The sequence below is a fragment of the Carboxylicivirga mesophila genome (assembly GCF_018271975.1).
Classification (GTDB): domain Bacteria; phylum Bacteroidota; class Bacteroidia; order Bacteroidales; family Marinilabiliaceae; genus Carboxylicivirga; species Carboxylicivirga mesophila.
The window spans coordinates 1-20,947 of sequence record NZ_JAGUCN010000004.1; the positions used below are offsets into that span (position 1 = coordinate 1).

A 20,947-nucleotide genomic window follows, 5' to 3' on the forward strand; every position below is an offset into this window, starting at 1 on the left:
TGTGAAATGATTCCGTTTTTCAATTCCTTGCCTAGAATATCATACAGTTTGTAAGCTAATTTGTTGTTAATGCCTGAAATCTGAATAAGCTCTGTCGCAGGGTTCGGGTAAACACTAATGGTATTGGGCGATGTCACATCCTCAACGTCTGTTGATACAAGATTAAGCTTCACTATTTTGCCGTCTTCCTTTGAAATATACAGATCGTTTCCATTGTGAGCAATACCTAAGGGTAGTGACAGGTAGCTTATAACATCAATTACATCAGGATTCGTTTGTGTTACATCAATCTTGGAAACTTTGTTATGCTCATAGCGTGCAATATACAGTTCATCTCCTATGAAATGTATATCTTCTAAATAACCTAAGCCACTGGCTATGGTAACGGCATCAGCAGAAGGATTGGTAGTGGTAATTTTGATTATAGTTCCGTTGTCATACTGAGCAATATATAATTCATCATCTCTGAATGCTAATCCGGCAGGTCCTGATAAACCAGTCTTAACATCTGTAGCAACCGGCGTTGGGTCATTAAGGTTGATTTTAACTACTTTATTTCCTTGATAGAGTGCGATATAAAGTATGTCATTGATAAGAACCAGACCATCAGGTTCTGTCGCACTTCCAAAGCTCATAATTTCAGTGGCATTTGGAGTGGAGATGCTTAAGTCCATCTTGATGACTTTAAATTGAGAAGCATCGGCTATGTATAATTCATTTCCTCTATATGCAAGTCCCCATGGTTTAAAAACTCCTAAGATATCGGTTATAACCGGATTAGGACTGTCAATATCAATTTTGGAAACTTTATCATTATCAGCATCTGCAATATATAGTTCATTTTCAATAAAAATAATCCGTGTAGGCTTGCCGAATCCATTAACAACTTCAGTAACCTGAGCAAAAAGGCTATTTGTAGTGAAAAGCAAGGTGATAATAAGTGATATTCTGAAAATATGACGAGGGTATATAATGTGTTTCATATTGTATATTTTTAATAAATGGTAATATGGCTCTAATGCCAAAAAAACAAATCGTTTTACTGTCAATTTATTTTCCAGCATGTGCATCTGAAAATCTGGTGTACATTGATTTTATACACGATACCTGTTTGCTTCGCTTTAACTTGTCAGAGCAATGTTATGACTTTTGTTGCTAAAGCTTAGTTGTATTGTGCTTTACCGTTTAATACCAAGTTCTGATGCATAATAGGTATTTAATGCATGCTCTGTTGCGAGGGCACAGTAAATCCGGACCGGTACATAATAGACCCGGCACCGGCGTGTTATGGTGCGTAATGCATTAAATTGAATATGGAGGGGCCCGAAGTGAAGTGGTATTACGAAACCTCTCAGGCGGTACTTTTTTGTTGATAGCAGCCGCGTATCCGATAGTTTTTTTGATAACAAACTTTCTGGCTGGACTATGATTTACAAAAAAGAGCGAAGGTTTATCCTCTGCTTCATTGTTGACCGAACTGATTGAAAAAAAACAAGTTTTACAATCATGTTTTTCATGTTCATGCTCCAGGTGAGAGCAAGCATGGTGTTTGAATAACAGGTCGTTTAGCGCATCGATAGCATCGCAGCATGCTATGGTTGTATCAAGTGCAACCGGCTGATGGTTATGGGGTATTACATTGTATGAAAATACAATGCCGTACAGCAGTAACAAAACCGAGGATATGTTGGAGCGCCATAAAAACATTTTGCAAGTATACTCTTTTTTTGGCTTGATACAAACATCAAAAGGCCTTGTAAATACTGCTGATTATAAAAAGTTTAGTCCTTCAAAAATGGTAGGAAATAGCCATGGAAGTTGTGCAGAAAGGGTTTTTAGCTGATTATCGAGTGATTCATCTTACCTGTTAACCTTTCAACTCTGTTTTATAAGCTTTGGGTGACATATTCATAACTTTCTTAAATATTCGGGAAAAGTAAAAAGCATCCTCGTAACCAACTTTTAAAGCAATTTCCTTGATTTGTAAATCACTATGGTCGAGCAGGTGGCAGGCCTGTTGTATGCGTAGGTGGATGAAGTAGTCAAGTGGCGGTTTACCGGTGTTTTTCTTAAAAGCATAGGAGTAGTGGGAGGCCGACAGCCCAACGTTTTTTGCCAGCTTATCCAGGGTAAGTTTGTCACCAAGGTGCTGACGCATATATATAATAGAACGATCAATCATGTTAGTGCTTTCTTCGTTGCTTATTTGCCTGAACTGGCTCAGGTAGCGAAAAGAGCCAAGCAGATACCACAAGCAGATGTTGGCATAATTGATGTTGTCAGGACTAAATCCCATCTCAATGTTGGCAAATATTTCACTAAACAGGCGCAGCCGGTCTTTTATTCTGTCGTATGAAGAGGGGAGGATGTTTTGGGCAGACCTGCTGTTGTTTGAAAAATGATGGGCAATACGTCCATTGTAGTGAATCCAATATATTGTCCATGGATTATCGTTGTTAGCTGCATATGAATGCGCTTTTCGGGGAGGTATTATATAGTACTGGTTGGCCGTGAGCGTCACCTTTATGCCATCTACAGATACCCATCCGCCACCTTCAGTACAATATATCAGAATATACTGGCTGCAGCCTTGTTGACGACAGCGATAGTGGTTGCTCGCTTTGGGATAGAATCCTATATCCGTAATGTATAGCTGGCCGTTATGAGGCTCCTCTTTAATGAGCTCAATAATGTGGTCTGGAATAACAAAAGTACGTTCGCCGTCAAAGCCTTCTTTTTTGATCATCACAGGGAATAATAAGTGTATTGGCGAAAGTAATAAAATAGTCCATGTATTTAGTAGTGAAATCCATTTTAAAGCCCGGTTGCTATTAGTTTTTTTGTCTATGTCAGAAGCAATAGAAAAAACTAAATAACAGCACAAAGATGAATTCGGTTAATTACAATATAAAATACATTTTCGCTATATCCATGGTTTCGGCCATGGGAGGCTTACTTTTCGGCTATGATTGGGTTGTAATAGGTGGTGCTAAACCATTTTATGAGCTGTATTTTAATATCTCTGATTCGACCTCTCTACAGGGGTGGGCCATGAGTTGTGCATTAATTGGTTGTTTACTGGGAGCTATAACGTCGGGGGTGTTGAGCGACAGGCTTGGGCGTAAACGCCTGTTGCTGACTTCTGCATTTCTGTTTGCTTTGTCTGCTATCGGAACCGGTGCCACCAGTCAATTTAGCTTATTTGTGTTTTATCGTATTGTTGGTGGAATAGCCATTGGCCTGGCTTCCAATTTATCGCCAATGTATATAGCTGAGGTTTCGCCGGCTCATTTGCGGGGTAGATTTGTGTCTCTCAATCAGCTAACTATTGTGGTCGGTATTTTGGCTGCTCAGCTTGTTAACTGGCAGATAGCAGAGCCTGTGCCCCTGAATGCCGATAGTTCAGCTATTCTTGCTTCCTGGAATGGACAGGTTGGTTGGCGATGGATGTTTTGGGCAGAGCTTATACCGGCCGGTTTGTTTCTCATTTTATTGTTTTTTGTGCCTGAAAGTCCCCGTTGGCTGGCAAGAGCAGGCAATGAACAGCAGGTTAAAGGCATCTTGGCGAATATAGGAGGGCAAAACTATGCCCGAACCGAGTACCAGAATATTGTTTCTAGCCTTGATGCCGATAGTGATAAAATAAGTTGGCGAACGCTTGTTCAGCCTCGGCTGAAGAACGTGCTGTTGATAGGGGTGGTGCTCGCTGCTTTTCAGCAATGGTGCGGCATCAATGTCATATTTAATTATGCCCAGGAGGTGTTTGCCGCGGCAGGGTATGGTGTGTCCGAAATTTTATTCAATATTGTGGTGACAGGCAGTGTCAACCTTATATTTACATTTCTGGCTATTTACACGGTCGATTTATTTGGTCGGCGTGTTCTAATGTTGGCCGGTGCCGGCGGATTGGCCGGTATCTATCTGTTGATTGGTGTGGCTTATTACTTTAATATTATTGGATGGCCATTACTTCTGTTGGTTGTGGCGGCCATCGCCTGTTATGCCATGTCATTGGCCCCCATAACCTGGGTGGTTTTGTCAGAAATATTCCCCAATAAAATAAGAGGAGCCGCAATGGCGGTGGCTACTGTTTCGCTCTGGTTAGCCAGTTTTCTGTTGACCTATACATTTCCGATACTCAATAGATGGCTTGGCGCATATGGAACCTTCTGGTTATATGGGCTGATATGTGTGGCCGGGTGGGTGTTTATCTATCGGAAACTGCCTGAAACAAAAGGAAAAACCTTGGAAGAATTAGAAGAGGAATTGGTTAAGTAAGTCGCGTTCGATTTCGTGTTTTTAACCAGTACGCTTACAACCGTAATTATTTAGTGTGTTTAACTATGTGCAGTTGGTCCGATTGGCCATATATCTGGTTGTGCAACTGTATGTAAGACAATATAAATTTGAAGATGAATAGTATAGTTAAGGCCTGGAGCCAGAAAATAATTATCCCAACCTACGAAGTGGGGCAACCAGAAAAGAATCCGATATTTCTTGAGAAAAGGGTATATCAGGGAAGTAGCGGAGTTGTATATCCTTACCCGGTTATCGAGAAGATTGAAGATACTAAGGTTGATAAAGAATGGAATGCTGTTTATCTGGAGAATAAATACCTGAAGATAATGATACTGCCAGAGCTTGGTGGGCGCGTGCAGATGGCTTATGATAAAATTAAGCAGCGTCATTTTGTGTATTATAACCAGGTTATCAAACCGGCCCTGGTGGGCTTAACAGGTCCATGGATATCAGGAGGTATTGAATTCAATTGGCCACAGCATCATCGCCCGTCCACTTATGAACCTGTAGATTCATGCATTGAAAACAATGCCGATGGCAGTGTTACAGTGTGGTGCAGCGAAGTGGAACGGATGTTTCGGACCAAAGGCATGGCGGGATTTACTTTGTATCCCGATAGGGCCTATCTCGAAATAAAAGTTAAATTGTATAACCGCACTGCGCATCCTCAATCATTCCTCTGGTGGGCAAATCCGGCTGTTAAAGTCAATGATGATTATCAGTCTGTTTTTCCTCCTGACGTGGATGCGGTGTTTGATCATGGCAAACGGGATGTATCCAGTTTCCCAATTGCAACAGGTACCTATTATAAAGTCGATTATTCGGAAGGAGTTGATATTTCGCGCTACAAAAATATACCTGTCCCCACCAGTTATATGGCCATTGCTTCCAAATATGATTTTGTTGGAGGATATGAAAATGATACCCAGGGCGGGTTGCTTCATGTGGCCGACCATCATGTGTCGCCCGGCAAAAAACAGTGGACCTGGGGCAATGGCGACTTCGGACAGGCCTGGGATCGCAACCTGACCGATGAAGATGGGCCTTATATTGAGCTGATGTGTGGGGTTTACACAGACAATCAACCCGATTTCTCGTGGTTGCAACCATATGAAGAGAAGAGCTTCAACCAATATTTTATGCCATACCGTGATTTGGGTGTGGTCAAAAATGCGACCAAAGAAGCGTTGCTGAATCTTGAAACAAAGGATGGAAAGACACGCCTGCAGGTGTATGTGACAGGTGAGTACCAGGGGGCGTCTATCACTCTTATAAAAGATAAAGAGCCGGTGTTACAGGAAACACTGGACTTGTCACCCGACAGGGGCTATGAACGTACGCTCGAAGCAATGGATATAGTGCCTGGCCTACATGTTTGTGTGCGGGACCATTACGGGCGGGTACTTGTGGAATGGGAGCCTGAGCAGGAAGAGCTTAAGCCCATCCCGGATCCGGCAAAACCGTCAAAAGAGCCGAAGGATATTCAATCCGTTGAACAATTATTTCTGAGAGGACTGCACCTCGAACAATACCGTCATGCCACCTACAGTCCACTTGACTATTACCAGGAAGCTCTGAGAAGAGAGCCGGGTGATGTGCGTTGTAATAATGCCATGGGACTATGGCTGATGCGAAGGGGGCAGTTTGCCAAGGCAGAGCCCTATTTCAGAAGGGCTATTGCAACGCTTACAGAACGAAATCCTAATCCGTATGATGGAGAGCCCTACTATCATTTAGGTTATTGCCTGCGTATGCTAGGCCAGCAGGAGGAGGCTTATGGCGCCTTTTTTAAGTCAGCGTGGAACGGAGCATGGCAGGACAGTGGCTTTTTTAATGCAGCTCTCATCGACTCAGAGAGAGACGATTATGTCAAAGCTCTGGAGTTAACTGACCGGTCGCTGTGGCGCAATTGGCTCAACCAGAAAGCACGTCATCTGAAAATTGTGTTGCTGCGTTTGTTGAACAGGCAGGAGGAGGCCCTGAGAACAGTGGAGGAATCATTGGCCTTGGACCAGTTTAACTTTGGGGCAATCTATGAAAAATACCTGTTGTTGGATGACAGCTCCGTATTAGAACAGCTGCATATACTGATGCGCGGTAATGTTCATAACTTTATTGAGTTTTCTTTGGATTATGCCATGGCCGGCAGGTGGCAGGAAGCCAATGCCTTTATTTCGATGTATATTGAGGCATGCAAGGGCGACATCTACCCGATAGCCTCTTACTTTAAGGGCTATTACCTGATGAATGCAGGCAACACAGCTGAAGCTAAAGCAGCGTTTGAAGCAGCCCGTAATGCCAAAGCCGATTTTTGCTTCCCTAACAGGCCTGAAGAGTTAATGGCATTGCAACAAGCAGTATGTATCCATCCTGAGGATGCGAAAGCCTACTACTACATGGGTAATTACTGGTATGCCGGACGTCAGTACAACGAGGCCATTCAATGCTGGGAGAAGTCACGTAGTCTGGATGCAACGTTTCCAACCGTACATCGTAACCTGGCATTGGCATATTTTAATAAGCAGAATAACAGTCAGCAGGCTCTGGATTCCTTAGACAAAGCTTTTGAACTGGATACAAGCGATGCGCGTGTATTCATGGAATTGGATCAGTTGTGCAAAAAGCTGAATTTATCACCTGAAGAGCGCTTGCAGAAGCTTGAAGCATATCCGCAGTTGGTACTTGAGAGAGATGACTTATACCTCGAAAGGGCCACGCTGTACAACTTACTTGGGGAGCACCATAAGACCCTGGAGTTGATTTCGAGTCGCCAGTTTCACCCCTGGGAAGGTGGTGAAGGTAAGGTTACCGGGCAGTTTGTGATGAGCCATATCGAAATTGCCAAAGAAGAGATTTCTAAAGGAAATGCCAGTGAGGCTATCAGGCATCTGGAGGCAGCCCGTATCTACCCGTTCAACCTGGGTGAAGGAAAGTTACCCGGTACACAGGAGAATGATATTGATTATTGGATGGGTTGCACCTATGAAATGTTGGGGGAGCATGAAAAAGCAAAAGAAGCCTGGGAGGCTGCTTCAACAGGGTTATCCGAACCCTCAGTTGCAATGTATTACAACGATCAACAGCCCGATAAGATTTTTTATCAGGGACTCGCACTCCTAAAACTGGGAGATGAGAAAAGGGGCAGAGGCCGATTTAATAAACTTCTTAAGTATGGCGAGAAAAACTTGTTTGTGCCATTTGCCATGGATTACTTTGCGGTATCGCTGCCCGACCTCTTGATATTTGAAGATGTGTTGCAGGAACGCCATGAACAGCATTGCTATTATTTAATGGGTTTGGGCTACCTGGGACTTGGAGAGAAGCACAAAGCCAATGCTGCCTTTGAGAAGGTGTTAAGCGGCAATGTTACACATCCAGGCGCATTAATACACGTCAAAACATTTATTTAGGATACTTATTCGATGCAATTAAAAAAAATTAAATACAGCACAATGAACAGTAAAATAGTAATGCTATTTGTTAGTTTCCTGCTAGTTGGTAATATATACGGTCAGTATAGCATCGACTTGCAGGGGACCTGGAATGTTGAACTTGATACCGAAAATGTCATCTTCAAACAGACAGATAATACGTTTAAAAAGAGCGGCACAATACCTTTGCCAGGCTCTCTGGCTGAAAACGGATATGGTGAAAAAACAGTAGGATCGGATTATGGGGTGCTTACACCCGAATACAAGTATATTGGCAAGGCCTGGTACACGCGTACGGTAGATATACCTAAATCATGGAAAGGTAAGAGGCTAACCTTGACTCTTGAGCGGGTATTATGGCAGTCCAGAGTATTGGTGGATGGTCGGGAGCTGAGTGTGCAGGATGCCTTGGGCACCCCACACATCCATGAACTGGGTGCCATATCTCCGGGGCGGCATGAGCTGACAGTTATGGTGGATAACGAGATGATCTTCAATATTGGTGATAAAGGGCACGCTTACGGCGAGTACACGCAAAGCATCTGGAACGGGATGACTGGCAGGATGGAATTAAGCGCCAGTGACCAGGTCCGGATCGATGCCGCTGATACCTATTCTGATATCACACAGCACAATCTAAATATAAAGGTGCAGGTGCAGTCAGCTCTAAACACCTCAGGGACTATGACGTATGAGATTCGATCGGTGAGCACGGGAGAAGCCCTTATCACTGGTGAGGCAGCGTGTAATTTTACCAAAGGCGCCAACGGATTTGATATTGATGTGGATGTGGCCAATAAGCTGACTAAATGGAGCGAGTTTACGCCTGAGACCTATGTATTGCAACTTGATTTGAAAGCAGGTAAGGAGAAAGGATCGTTTGAGACAGAGTTTGGTTACTGCGAGATAAGTCATAACGGCACACATGTGCTGGTTAACGGAAACCCTGTCTTTTTGAGGGGCAATCTCGATTGTGTTCATTTTCCACTTAAAGGATATGCATCATCTGACCTGGACGACTGGATAAGAATATTCAGAATATATAAGGAATACGGATTGAATCACGCACGCTTCCATTCGTGGTGTCCGCCTGAGGCTGCCTTTAAGGCGGCTAACCGGGTAGGTATCTATCTGCAGGCCGAGGCATCTATATGGATAGATTGGTGGATGAGTGTTGATATGACTAAAGAAGGACGCCCCGAAATGAACACCAAAGGCTTTCCAAAGGGACTTGGGCATGATAGTGTGCGTGATAGTTTTGTTGTGGCAGAAATGAATCGCGTGGTCGACGTATATGGCAATCATCCATCCTTTACAATGTTTTGCATTGGCAATGAACTGGGTAATTCAGATTTTGAAGCAATGAGCCAGTGGGTTGCCGAGTTGAAAAAGAATGACAACAGACGGTTGTATGCGGTTTCAACTGCCAGAACAATAACTGACGTGGATGATTACTGTGCAACGCACTACATACAAGGTGTTGGGGGCACACGAGGCCTGAAGGGTGCTCATACAGATTGGGATTTTGAGAAAGTGTATTCGAAAATGAATATTCCCATTATTGCCCATGAAATTGGTCAATGGCCTGTTTATCCGCAATGGACAGAAATTGAAAAATACACGGGTGTGCTGAAAGCTAGGAATTTCATGGAATTCAGAGAACAGGCGGAGGAAAATGGCATTGTAGATCAGGATTATGACTTTGCAATGGCTTCCGGTGCATTAAACCAGATATTGTATAAATATGAAACAGAATCGTTTTTGCGCACAAAAAGCTGTGCCGGTGTTCAGCTACTAAGCATGCAGGATTATCAGGGACAGGGTGAAGCTCTTATTGGTTGGCTGGATGCACACTGGGAAAGCAAAGGCATTGTTACCCCCAAAAAGTTCAGGGAACATTTTAATACCACCGTTCCCTTGTTGCGGATGAAGAAGTTTGTTTGGTCGGCCGATGAACGTTTTGAGGCAAGTGCTCAGTTGGCTCACTTTGGCAACGCGGAGCTGTTGGCTGATTGTATATGGGAAGTTAAAAACTCATCAGGTCAGATGGTACAGGCGGGAGTGTTTAAGGGTAAACAATTTCCTATGGGCTCATTAACCGATTTGGGAAAAATTAATATCGACCTGGATGGATGTGACAAGGCTGATAAGCTGACTGTGTGCATCAGATTAGAGGGAACAGAGTTTCAGAACGGCTGGGACATATGGGTGTACCCTAAGAGTGTGCCAGAAAAACAGACAGGCGACGTGTATGTAACGGAGACGCTTGATGACACCGTCAAAAGCATGCTTGAAAAAGGAGAGAAGGTGCTGCTGATAGCCAATGAGCTGGGTGTGACTGAGAACTCTGTAAACGCCGGCTTTTATCCCCTGTATTGGTCCTTAACTTTTTTCCCGGGGCAAGGCAAAACAAATATTGGTCTGCTTGTGCAAAATAATCACCCTGCTTTTGCATCATTTCCCACTTCCTATCATTCCGACTGGCAGTGGGAAACAATCAGCAATGATTCAAAAGGGTTTATTTTAAATGAGCTGCCTAAGGCCTATAAGCCAATCGCACAACCCGTTGACGATTTTCATCGCAATAACAAAGTTGGTTCCATCTTCGAACTAAAGGTGGGACAGGGCTCTTTAATGGTGTGTGGTTATAACCTAAATGCGTCGCAGCCTGTGGCCAGACAGCTAAAGCAATCATTGCTTGACTACATGAATACACCTGAATTTAGTCCGTCGCAGGAGGTGAGCTACAAATGGCTTCAGCAGCTGCTGCCGCATGTGCCCAAAGCAAAAGCCGCCAAACTGCCCAAAGAGTTTGACAATGCAATATTGTATGTCAATGCAGCTGCAAAGGTGACCGACAAGGATGTTGATTCGAAATGGACAAAAGAGGCCGATGAGGTGAAGATGGCTGATCATACAGATTATGCGGTTGAGGCCGGTGGTGTTTGGAAAGATAACGATGGCGCAGCATGGTATGGTGCTCAGATGGAAGTGCAAATTGATGTGCCTGGTGGTATACTGGGAACTTTGTATGTGCATTTTCACGATTGGAACAAGTTAAACCGAGGCGGAATTGTGGAGTTTGAGGGGCGTAAGGTTAAACTGGAGAAACATGCAGGCAAAGGGCAATGGGTGCAGTTTCATGTTATGCGCGAAGATAGCAATGATGGTAAATTGGTGTTGAAGTCGAACGCTGAAACGGGGCCCAACTTAATGATTACCAAGCTTGTGTTGGTAAAGGAATAAGGGCGTATTAACTGAGGCTTATCACTGCACAACAATAAGCCTGTTGCACGCAGCCACATGTGCCTTGTTTGGTGCAATGGGCTTTGCTACGGCTGCTCGCCTGTGCTACGTGTGTTGATAATAGAATTAAGATGAGTAGTGTGGTTTATTGCTCATTGGTCAACAATAGGATGGTTTTCTTCGGGGGCTATTGGTTTTTAATAATCGATAGACCCCGATTTAGTTTACCCTTATTTGAACATTGTCGTAATGAGATGAAGATAAAAACAACAATAATGTTAGAATTGGAAATTTTCGCGTGAATCAAGCCTATTCATATAGCAGAACATGTGGCTAAGGTGAAAAGGGCTTAGTAACCGTTGCAGATGAAACTGAAGAGTATGGTGGTGTGAGAAATTTTCGTATTAGCAATAGAAAAAAAACAACGTAACCTCTTATCAAGTTGTCAAATAAGTTCAAAAGACCTTCTGAACTTAGCTGCATTCATTTTGAACCAAATCAAATTGTTATGACACTCAAATCAGAACGCGACGTCAGCTATGGGCGTGAAAAAATTTTCCGTGACCAGATAGTCACCATCGGCGATTTAAAAGACTTCAAAGAGGACCTGTTGCAACAGCTCAGCAAGATTGTAGCTGACAACCTCACACCCACCAAGAAGTGGATAAAAAGCGCCGAAGTGAGGGAGCTGTTGGGCATCTCACCCGGTACATTGCAGAACCTGCGCGACAATGGCAGTCTGCCATACACCAAAGTAGGCGGCACCATCTTTTACGAAATCAAAGACATCCAGAAGATGATCAGCAAAAACAAAGTCACCGCCCTAACTCGTTTTGAGCGATGAACTACATCCGGCACCTGAATCAGGTCTTGGAGAGTTTCACATCGGATAAGCGCATCATACCGCGTCATATCAGCATGTATATGGCGCTGTTCTTTCTGTGGAATAAATTCAAATTCCCGGAAACCATCTATTTTGCGCGTGGCGAACTGATGCCCTTATCCAAAATAGGCTCCATGAGATACTACCACCTGACCTTGCATGAGCTGGATGAGTGGGGCTATATCTCTTACCAGCCCTCCAAAAGCATGTACAAGGCTTCCTGTGTGACAATCATAGCATGTTGCAATAGTGCTACAAGTGGTGAAACATGCAGTGCAACTTCTACTGCAACATCTGGTGCTGGTAGCACTGGAACAAGTAGTGATTCATCCACTGGAATAAGCAGTGCTACAACTAGTGAAGCCATTAAAATAAACACTAATAATACAGTATTAAACACTATAAACAATCAGAAAACACTAGAAAACCTTAATGAGCACGCACGCGATGCTCACCCCGCACCAATCGATAACGAAGTGCAGTCAACCAGGAATGCCGCTGGCGAAAAAAGACAGCGCTTTCAGAAACCCACCCTGGAGGAACTGGAAAATTATTTTCAAAGCCGTGAAGGCCCGGTTGAAGAAGCGCAGCGCTTTTTCAACCATTTCGAGTCCAATGGCTGGCGGGTAGGAGGCAAAAGCCCCATGAAGGACTGGAAGGCGGCTGTGCGTAACTGGCTCCTGAATAGGAATAAATACCAACGCAATCATGCTGTTGGGAGAGATAATCCACTGGCTACCTTAAACGATAAAGACTATGGCGAACCCCTCTAATACCATCCGGTGGCAACAAGATGGCTGGATACACTATAGCTTTTCGGCCTCATTGGCCTGGATAGAAGCTGCAGGTAAGCAACGCTATGGTGCTCATTTTAGCTTGCAGGAGAAAGATCACCCCATCCTGTATAAACTGCTGATTTATGCCATTGGGGATAAGGATAATATGGCAAAACAGGGCCTGAATCCCGATAAAGGCTTGCTCGTATCCGGTCCCGTTGGTTGTGGCAAGACCAGCCTGATGCAACTGGTCAATTACTTTTTTCCGCCCAGGCAGCGCTTTACGATGCTATCCGCCCGACATCTTTCTTTTAGCTTTATACGGCAGGGCTACCAGGTGCTGCACAAATACACCGAGGGCTCTTACCAGTTTCAGTTTGGTTGCTATCAACCCAAAACCTATTGCTTTGATGATATCGGCATTGAACGGCCCGTTCATTATTTTGGCAATGAGTGCAATGTGATGGGTGAGATACTGCTCAGCCGCTACGACCATTTTGTCCAGAAAAAGATGATGACCCATCTGACTACCAACCTGTCTGCTTCAGAGCTCGAAGGGCTGTATGGCAACCGCCTACGCAGTCGTATGCGGGAGATGTTTAACCTGGTTAGCTTCGACCGTAGCTCGGGTGATAAGCGGCAATGAAAAATTAAAAAATCCTGATTAATTTTACGGCATGAATAAGCAGGAAGCGGATTTTACAGAACTGGTAAAAAAACACATCCAATCCATTGATGAGACAGCAGAAATTATGCTGTTGTTTCCACAAGGGAAGCGCCATGAGGAAGCCATTCAGATTTATGTACTGACTGCCGGTAAAGTGACCTTTGAAACAGAACAATCCTACTTCAAAGCCTGTTACCAGCTGGAGCTGGCCAGCACTTACAACTTTTCCATCTATATCTATGCCAAAGACAAGTGGCACCAACAACTTAAGAATACCCCTATCTATCAAAAGGTCACCAATGAAGGCATCCTTTTGTAAGCCAATGCCCCGGGCCCATTGAGAAAAGCCAGCACAATAGTAGCCATCTGTTTAATTCAATAGCAGCCATCATTCCCCAAAGCGCCCTTTTAGGCATAATAGCCTGATAGTCTCACCGACTCGCTGAGTTTGCCTTAGACCCATCCTAACCATACTCAGCTCATCGCTTTGACAAACAGGTCCGTATTAGCAGCTGATAGACAGTGATGCCGTTTTTTAAGCCATGACATCAGATATCGCGCCCGCAAAGGTATTACGGGAGGTGTGATGTGCAAAAGCGATTCTTGGCACCACAAAATTGATGCGCCTGCTATTGGCTGATCAAACGGGTGAAACACAGGTGGATTTTAGCAAAAATGGTGTGCTACGTTTCATTTCACCGAAGAAGCGAAAATAATCCACCTAAGTTTCCCACCGAATGAGGTCATGCCCATCAATTATTGCTCACTGCCAGAATTTCCTTTTGCAAATGACACCAATCCCTATTTATAAAGTGGCTTACGCGATATCAAAATGCCCCAATCCATATCAATAGAAAAGAATTTCTATCAACCTGTTAGCAAGTTGTCAAGTTTATTCAATCCAGGGTTGAAACTTTGTATCATGGTTGTTCTGAAAGCAGAATCGGACCATTGCAAACAACGATTTACTAACGCACAGCCCATGTTTGGATTAGAAGACATCACCCACTGGCAGTTTGCCAAAGGCATCCTACTCTGTTTGACCGGTTATTACCTGGTCATAGTGCTTTATCTGGCTTTGAAGAAAGGTAACCAACCACAAGAGACCAGCTTTGAAGCAGAAGCGCATCAAGTGCATCATATGGCACAGCCCAGAGCCATTAGGGCAAGCGACTACCCATCGGCACCCGCTCATTATGAGCTGAGGGATGAGGATAGCCTCCAGGTGATTATGAACGAGGAGCCTGACTTTAGCGGCTACGTGTTGGATGTGCTCCAGGGCTCGCAACTGGAAGATAAGGACACCTTTCTCAGCAACATCGAATACGAGCTACAGCAGAGCTAACGAATCCCCCATCTCTCTAACAGAATAAACAACATCACAAATCATAAACGCCTTATGAAACAACTAAGTAATCTCAGAAGAAGCCTGTTGATAGCCGGGCTGCTTGCCCTGCGCATCACCGCCACATTGGCCCAATCGGCACAAGGCATCGACCAGGCCACCTCCGAAGTCCAATCTTACGTTGACCCCATTGCCAACCTCATTATCGCCATTGGAGCTGTCGTGGGACTGATAGGAGGCATCCGCGTCTACATCAAATGGCAGAGTGGCGATCAGGATACTCAGAAAGCCCTGATGGGCTGGTTTGGCGCCTGTCTCTTTCTGATATTAGTGGGCGTGGTGATACGGGCCTTCTTTGGCTAGGATATGAAGGGCAAGCCAGTCTATCGCATCAGCAAGGTAGATACCCGCATCTATGTCAAAGGCTTTAGTGGTGTGCTTGTGTATAAAGCCATGTATGCCATCCTGATAGCCCTGGGTGTATTTGTCGGGCTCTACCTGCTGACCAGCCCTTTTATCGCTTTACTGGTCGTGCCCCTTTTACTAGTGGCGTTGTACCGACTCAATAAGCTACAACAGACACTGGGACCGGACGGCTATCAGAAAAGGCAGATCGCCAGACAACTACCGGCCTTTATCAGCATTAAACAAGAAATCAAACAGCTGTTTTAATCAAATCACTGCAAATGAAAGTCAAAAGTATTAGTGAGACGCTTCCTGTTTTAGGGTTTGATGGTGATATCCTCTTATCAACCAACCTGGATATGACCATTGGTTTGGAACTACAATTACCCGAGCTATTGGCCTGCAGTGAGTCCGATTTAAGCAAGCTGCACGATACCTTTCGGCGATTGTTGGCCATGTTACCGGCCGGTACGCTTCTGCACCGGCAGGATTATTTTATTGAGCAGGCCTATCAATGTCAGGATGAAGCGCAATCCTTTCTCAGCCAATCCTACCTGAAGCATTTTAAAGGCAGGAGCTGCCTGGAACATAAAGCCTACCTGTTTATCAGCCTTTTGAATACAGGACTATTGAAGACTTTTCTGGGCTCCAGTTTGATTCAGCCGGGAAGAGTCAGACAGAACGCCCGACAACAAACCGACCAGCTGGAAGAAATCCGGGACAACGTGGTGGCCCAGCTCAGGCAGGGCGGTATACCAAGTCAATGCCTTAGCCAAAGCGACCTTTGTAACCTAATGCAAAACTACCTGGGCATGAATTTTCAGAAGCCAACCCACATGCTGGGGAACCTGGATTTTCGGGATCACCTGAAAGTGATGAACCACTTCGTGGAGTGTTATAGCCTAAGTGACTATAATCATGTACCCTCAGAGGTTAGTTTTGCCTCTGCCCATGAGGGCACCCGGCTCCCTGTCTCCATGGTTTATCCCATTAGTTTTGGCTTGCCCTTTTCACACATCACCAACTGTTTCATTTACAAAGGCCCTCAAACTGCCATCAAAGCCCAATTGGAAGCGGCCCGTAAGAAAATCTATTCGCTCAGCAAGTTTTCGACAGAGAATAAGCTCAATGCCGAGCTCATCAGTCAGTTTCTGGAACAAGTGCAACAAGGGGGTGAGCCTATTGTGCAGGTGCATGCCAATCTACTGCTCTTTGATGAGTCTTTGCAGGGCTTGAAGGAAAAACGCAGCGAAGCCGGCACCGCTTTCTCACAGATGAATTGTTTGCCCTATCGCCATAGCTTTGACCTGCCCTTGATGCACTGGGCCAATATGCCCGGCAGCACCCAGCTGCCTGAGACCGAGCTGATGCTGATGCAAACAGGGGAGGCCTGTTGCTTTTTAAACTTTGAAGGGGCCATTAAAAGCAGTGATTCTTCTTTTTACATCCATTTCTCCGACCGACAGAATGGTTGCCCGGTGAAGGTGGACATCTCCGATGAACCCATGCGAAAATACCAGATACACAACCGCAATAAAATCATCATCGGCGGTTCCGGCTCCGGCAAATCCTTTCTGACCAACCACCTGATGCGCCACTATGCTGAGAGTGACAGTTGCCATGTGGTCTTGCTGGATGTGGGCCGTAGCTACGAACTGCTGGTGCATTACCTGAATGACTACCTGAAAGACAAAGGAGGCGCCATGCACGTGGAATTCACGGAAGCAAGCCCCATCTCCTTTAACCCTTTCGTGCTGACGGATGGATTGAGTACCGAACGCAAGCAAACCATCCTGTCGGTGCTCTATACCATCTATAAACCCAATTTATCGGAAATCGATAAGGACGTCATTGCCCAATCGCTTACTGCCTATTACAAAGTACATAACACGCAGCGCAGTTTTAACAGCTACTATGAATTTGTGCAACAGTGGATACCCCAACTGGTGAAGGACAAAGGCCTCATGTTCAACTGTGGGGAGTTCTTTTTTATCCTGAGTAAATACTATGAGGGAGGCGAGTACGACTACCTGCTGAATAAAGAGATGCAGACCGATGAATTCTTTCAGTGTCCCTTTATTGTTTTTGAACTGGATAACATCAAAGACCATCCCATCATCTTTCCGGTGGCCACATTGATCATCATTGACATTTTTATGCAGAAGATGCGCCGACTGAAGGGCACGCGCAAGGTCATCTGCATTGAAGAAGCCTGGAAAGCCATTGCCACGCCCCAGATGGCCGATTACATCAAGTATTTTTTCAAAACCATCCGCAAATTCTTTGGTGAAGCCATCGTCGTTACCCAGGAGATAGAAGATGTCATATCCAGCCCCATCATCAAAGATGCCATCATCAACAATGCCGACACCAAGGTACTGCTGGACATGCGCAAGTTTGCCAATAAGTTTGAGACCATCAGCCAGGTGCTGGGTCTGACACCCTTTCAGAAAGAACAAATCCTGTCGGTCAATAATAACCTGCCCACCAAGCGTAAGCTCAAAGAGTGCTTTATCGGCCTGGGCAGTTACTCACGTGTGTTTGCCGTGGAAGTCAGCCAGGCAGAATACTACTGCTATACCTCCGAAGAAAAAGAGAAGGAACACATTAAACAGCAGCTGCCATATTATGACAGTTTTATTGAGTTTCTGGCAAGTGTAGCAAGCTCATAAAGCATTACCGTTCTAATATAGCTCATTGCCTCTGCGATTCTCTGTTTATTTATTAACCATGTAAATCATTAACCATGTAAATCATTAACCATGAAAACCATCTACACCATTATTCTAACAAGCGTATTACTCATTGCAAGCCATCAGCTACATGCCCAGGCGGCCGTGAGTGATGTGGGAGCCGGCATCCAGCGGGAAGCCTTGTGGACACAGGAAAAAGGTATCCTGAGCAAGATGAACTGGTACAACCTGCTCATCAAAGCCCTGAACGGTGATATCAAAGGGCTCACCGGTGAGCTGCTGGGCATCGACCAGGAGCTGTTGGATGCCGTGGAGAATGTGTCCGGCCTGATAAAAGATTATAAGCGCATTCAGGAGACACGTCAGATGCTGAGTAAGATACTGGATATCTACACCGAGAAAGTGCCCCGGCTGATACAGGACCACAACTTCACACCCCAGCAGGCCGCCGCCATCCTCCAGGCCTTTGATATTATCCTGACGGACAGCCGTGACTTGGTGACCGAGGTGCTCAATACCATCACCATTGATAAAGCCTTTCTGATGGATGACAAGGCCCGCTACGATGTGATAAACGGCATCTATCGGCAGGTGCACCGTCATTACGGTACCATCTGCTACCTCTATAATAAAATCCTGTATGCCTCTTACATGAAAAGCTACCAGCTGGGCGACCTGAAAACCTTTGCCTTTTACTACAGCCTCTACGAAACCAATTAAACCATCCGTCATGAGAAACAAAGTACTACCACTACTAATCGTCTTTTTATTGATATCGAGTGCAGCCATGGGGCAAGGAGCTTTCGCCATCAAGAAATGGAAAGGACGCTACCCCCGCATGAACAATGACTACCCCTTGGCCTTTGTGAGCTGGAAGGGCTGGTTGCCACCGGTACCGCACTTTTTTGTACGGCTCTACCCCAGCCATTATTACTACTACCTGACTTCATTACCCGTGATAGATGCCAAGAGCTATCTGGATATGGGGCTATATGGCGGATTAAAGATGGTATTGAAAAACATCGATAAGGACGCGCTGTATCAGAGCCTGCAGGCCATTGAAGGAACTCAGCTCAATCAAATGGCCCATGAAGAGATAGCCGCCTTTATGCGGCAGAGTCGTTTGGTATCTATGCCCGATATCTACCAGACCAGCCTCTGTTTTGATAAGGCCATCCAGGCCCTGCATGACTTAAAACAGCAGGATGCGCCATCGGCTATCCACGCAGGTTTTGAGCAGGACATCCGTCATTACCTGGAGGAGCTACTCATGATCAACCAGCTGGATGCCAGGCAAGGCGATAAGCTGCAAGCCATGGCAGAACTGAACCGGAATGTGCAGCAATTAACCGGCACCATCCATTACACAACACATAAGATTCGGGCCTGCCAACACTGCAATGAAGAATGGCCATCCAACCTGGGTTTCCTGGGGAAACTGTAAGCAAACATATCTCCAAATACCATCATTACAAAGACCACTACCATGAACATCGAGCACTTCTTTGAATTTACCAACGGCCTGATACAGACAGGTATTGACCATGCCCGCCTGCTGGTGGATATGGCCCGGGCCATAGGGGGCATCGCCGCCTTTTTATTCATCGCCAAACGCATTTTTGAGCAGCTGATAGCCGATAATCCCATTGTGTTATTGCCCTTGCTGAGGCCTTTTGCATTGGTCTTGGTCATTACCTTCTGGGGCGCTTTTATCCAGCTGCTGCTGGTGCCCACACAAGGCCTGACCCACCTGTCAGAGGAAATCTATAATGGCCAGCAACCTCTGGTGGCAGAAAAGCTGCAGGAGAAGCAGAACGCCATCCTGATGACCGACCTGCCACTGTTTGTTGAGAACCAGGAGAAGGAGGCCGACCTGTGGGACAAAGGCATCAATGTGCTGCTCACCACCTATAATATTTTGAGTGGACGGGCGCTGCGCAATCAGATCAGCTATTACATCATGGAGGGGCTGCGGCAGGTTGCAGAAGTGGCTTTTGAAGTGGTGGTTTACCTGATAGCCTTTTTGCGCACCATCTTCTGTGTGCTCTTGGTCATCTTTGGTCCCTTGGTCTTTGCCATCTCCATCTTCGATGGTTTTCAGGAGAGCTACCTGCAATGGATAGCCCGTTTTGTCAATGTGAACCTTTACCTGCCCATTGCCATGCTTATCCTGTCACTGACGCAGCACCTGCTGATATATGTGCTGGATTTTGAGATTAACCTCATTAACTCCATGGGTATGTACCAGTCCTCCCTCTTTTTTGTGTCCGGCCTGATAGTGCCGGTGTGTGGTATCTGTGGCCTGGTGATGGTACCCAAGATTGCCACCTGGATAGTCAATGCCTCCGGCACCAATACAGGCGGCAGCCGCATGCTGCGTACAGCCGCCATGATGGCGGTCTCCAAAGGCACCCGTGGTTAGGAACCACAGCCAATAATTGATTTACATGATGTATAAAATGTAGCATGTCTAATAATGTGATGTAAAGTAATATAAAAAAACTCTGCGTCTCAGTGTCTCTGCGTTAAGCATTAAAAGTCAACATCTATTAATCTAAAAATGCAACAACTCATCCATATACAACGGCAGTTTCGAATGACCGTTTATGTGCTGCTGGCCACCACTATGCTGTCCATTGGAGCAGGTTTATATACCTATATCACTTCGCTTCAAATGGTGAAGGAGTCGCGCCAGAAAATTTATGTGCTGGATAACGGGCAGTCGCTTTTGCTGGCGCTCCGGGCCGATATATCAGAGAACCGCTCTGCCGAAGCCCGTCACCATGTGAAGCGCTTTCATGAGCTCTTCTTCACTCTGGAGCCTGACAAAGCCTATATCGAAAACAATATCCGCGAAGCCCTTTACCTGGCCGATAAAAGTGCCATGAAGCAGTACCGCACCTTCAAAGAAAACAACCTGTATAACCGGGTAATTGCTTCGGATATCAGCATGACGCTGCAGAGTGATTCCATCAGGGTGGACTTCTCCACCTATCCCTATCGCTTCCATTATTATGGCAGGCAGAAGATTGTTCGTAAGTCCAATACCACCATCCGGCAACTCATTACCAGTGGTCAATTGCGCAATATATCACGTACGGATAACAATACCCATGGCTTCTTAATCGAAGGCTGGATGATAAACGATAACAGTGATTTACAAACCACCCGGCGCACTAATTTTTAGTTGCTTAGGCAAACC

General features: G+C 45.3%; 17 protein-coding genes. 15 read left to right on the forward strand and 2 right to left on the reverse strand.

Annotated features, from left to right (window positions below):
* Together KEM09_RS04745 and KEM09_RS04750 are read right to left on the reverse strand one after the other, a co-directional pair.
* The coding region (locus KEM09_RS04745) for an NHL repeat-containing protein (protein ID WP_212226180.1) at positions 1–983 on the reverse strand (983 nt) is incomplete at its 3' end.
* Positions 984–1,867: 884 nt separating this feature from the next.
* The gene (locus KEM09_RS04750; RefSeq protein ID WP_212226186.1) at positions 1,868–2,746 is read right to left on the reverse strand and encodes an AraC family transcriptional regulator; all 879 of its coding nucleotides are present in this window, start codon (positions 2,744–2,746) and stop codon (positions 1,868–1,870) included.
* Positions 2,747–2,886: 140 nt separating this feature from the next.
* On the opposite strand from KEM09_RS04750, the gene KEM09_RS04755 reads away from it, so the two are divergent.
* The 15 genes from KEM09_RS04755 to traK all read left to right on the forward strand — a co-directional run bounded on the left by KEM09_RS04755 (position 2,887) and on the right by traK (position 20,932).
* Positions 2,887–4,278, forward strand: coding sequence for a sugar porter family MFS transporter (locus KEM09_RS04755; protein WP_212226200.1), 1,392 nt, complete (start codon positions 2,887–2,889; stop codon positions 4,276–4,278).
* A 134-nt stretch (positions 4,279–4,412) separates the two neighbouring features.
* Positions 4,413–7,709 (forward strand): DUF5107 domain-containing protein, encoded by a 3,297-nt coding sequence (locus KEM09_RS04760; RefSeq protein ID WP_212226203.1) that lies wholly within the window; start codon positions 4,413–4,415, stop codon positions 7,707–7,709.
* Between the two features lie 42 nt (positions 7,710–7,751).
* Positions 7,752–10,976 (forward strand): glycoside hydrolase family 2 TIM barrel-domain containing protein, encoded by a 3,225-nt coding sequence (locus tag KEM09_RS04765; RefSeq protein WP_212226212.1) that lies wholly within the window; start codon positions 7,752–7,754, stop codon positions 10,974–10,976.
* Between the two features lie 508 nt (positions 10,977–11,484).
* Positions 11,485–11,820: a helix-turn-helix domain-containing protein gene (locus tag KEM09_RS04770; RefSeq protein WP_212226214.1), complete on the forward strand. Its 336-nt coding sequence runs from the start codon at positions 11,485–11,487 to the stop codon at positions 11,818–11,820.
* On the forward strand, positions 11,817–12,632 hold the full coding sequence (locus KEM09_RS04775; RefSeq protein WP_212226217.1) for a hypothetical protein: 816 nt from the start codon (positions 11,817–11,819) through the stop codon (positions 12,630–12,632). Before KEM09_RS04770 ends, KEM09_RS04775 begins: the two co-directional genes overlap by 4 nt.
* Entirely contained in the window at positions 12,616–13,281 is a 666-nt protein-coding gene (locus tag KEM09_RS04780; protein WP_212226220.1) for a P-loop NTPase family protein, read from the forward strand. Before KEM09_RS04775 ends, KEM09_RS04780 begins: the two co-directional genes overlap by 17 nt.
* Before the next feature lie 31 nt (positions 13,282–13,312).
* Entirely contained in the window at positions 13,313–13,621 is a 309-nt protein-coding gene (locus KEM09_RS04785; RefSeq protein WP_212226223.1) for a hypothetical protein, read from the forward strand.
* A gap of 603 nt (positions 13,622–14,224) precedes the next feature.
* Complete coding sequence (locus tag KEM09_RS04790) at positions 14,225–14,647, forward strand: hypothetical protein (RefSeq protein WP_212226227.1); 423 nt, start codon at positions 14,225–14,227, stop codon at positions 14,645–14,647.
* Between the two features lie 54 nt (positions 14,648–14,701).
* Complete coding sequence (locus tag KEM09_RS04795; protein WP_212226230.1) at positions 14,702–15,010, forward strand: DUF4134 domain-containing protein; 309 nt, start codon at positions 14,702–14,704, stop codon at positions 15,008–15,010.
* A gap of 3 nt (positions 15,011–15,013) precedes the next feature.
* Positions 15,014–15,319: a DUF4133 domain-containing protein gene (locus KEM09_RS04800; RefSeq protein ID WP_212226241.1), complete on the forward strand. Its 306-nt coding sequence runs from the start codon at positions 15,014–15,016 to the stop codon at positions 15,317–15,319.
* A 14-nt stretch (positions 15,320–15,333) separates the two neighbouring features.
* Positions 15,334–17,724 carry a TraG family conjugative transposon ATPase gene (locus KEM09_RS04805; RefSeq protein WP_212226244.1) on the forward strand — a complete coding sequence of 797 codons (2,391 nt, stop codon included), beginning with the start codon at positions 15,334–15,336 and terminating at the stop codon, positions 17,722–17,724.
* A gap of 90 nt (positions 17,725–17,814) precedes the next feature.
* On the forward strand, positions 17,815–18,465 hold the full coding sequence (locus KEM09_RS04810) for a hypothetical protein (protein ID WP_212226247.1): 651 nt from the start codon (positions 17,815–17,817) through the stop codon (positions 18,463–18,465).
* 10 nt (positions 18,466–18,475) lie between these two features.
* Positions 18,476–19,189: a hypothetical protein gene (locus KEM09_RS04815; RefSeq protein ID WP_212226249.1), complete on the forward strand. Its 714-nt coding sequence runs from the start codon at positions 18,476–18,478 to the stop codon at positions 19,187–19,189.
* Between the two features lie 42 nt (positions 19,190–19,231).
* Positions 19,232–20,167 (forward strand): TraJ family protein, encoded by a 936-nt coding sequence (locus KEM09_RS04820; RefSeq protein ID WP_212226250.1) that lies wholly within the window; start codon positions 19,232–19,234, stop codon positions 20,165–20,167.
* 138 nt (positions 20,168–20,305) lie between these two features.
* A complete protein-coding gene (gene traK / locus KEM09_RS04825) occupies positions 20,306–20,932 on the forward strand; it encodes a conjugative transposon protein TraK (protein ID WP_212226252.1) in 627 nt (208 codons plus the stop codon).
* Positions 20,933–20,947 lie beyond the last annotated feature (15 nt).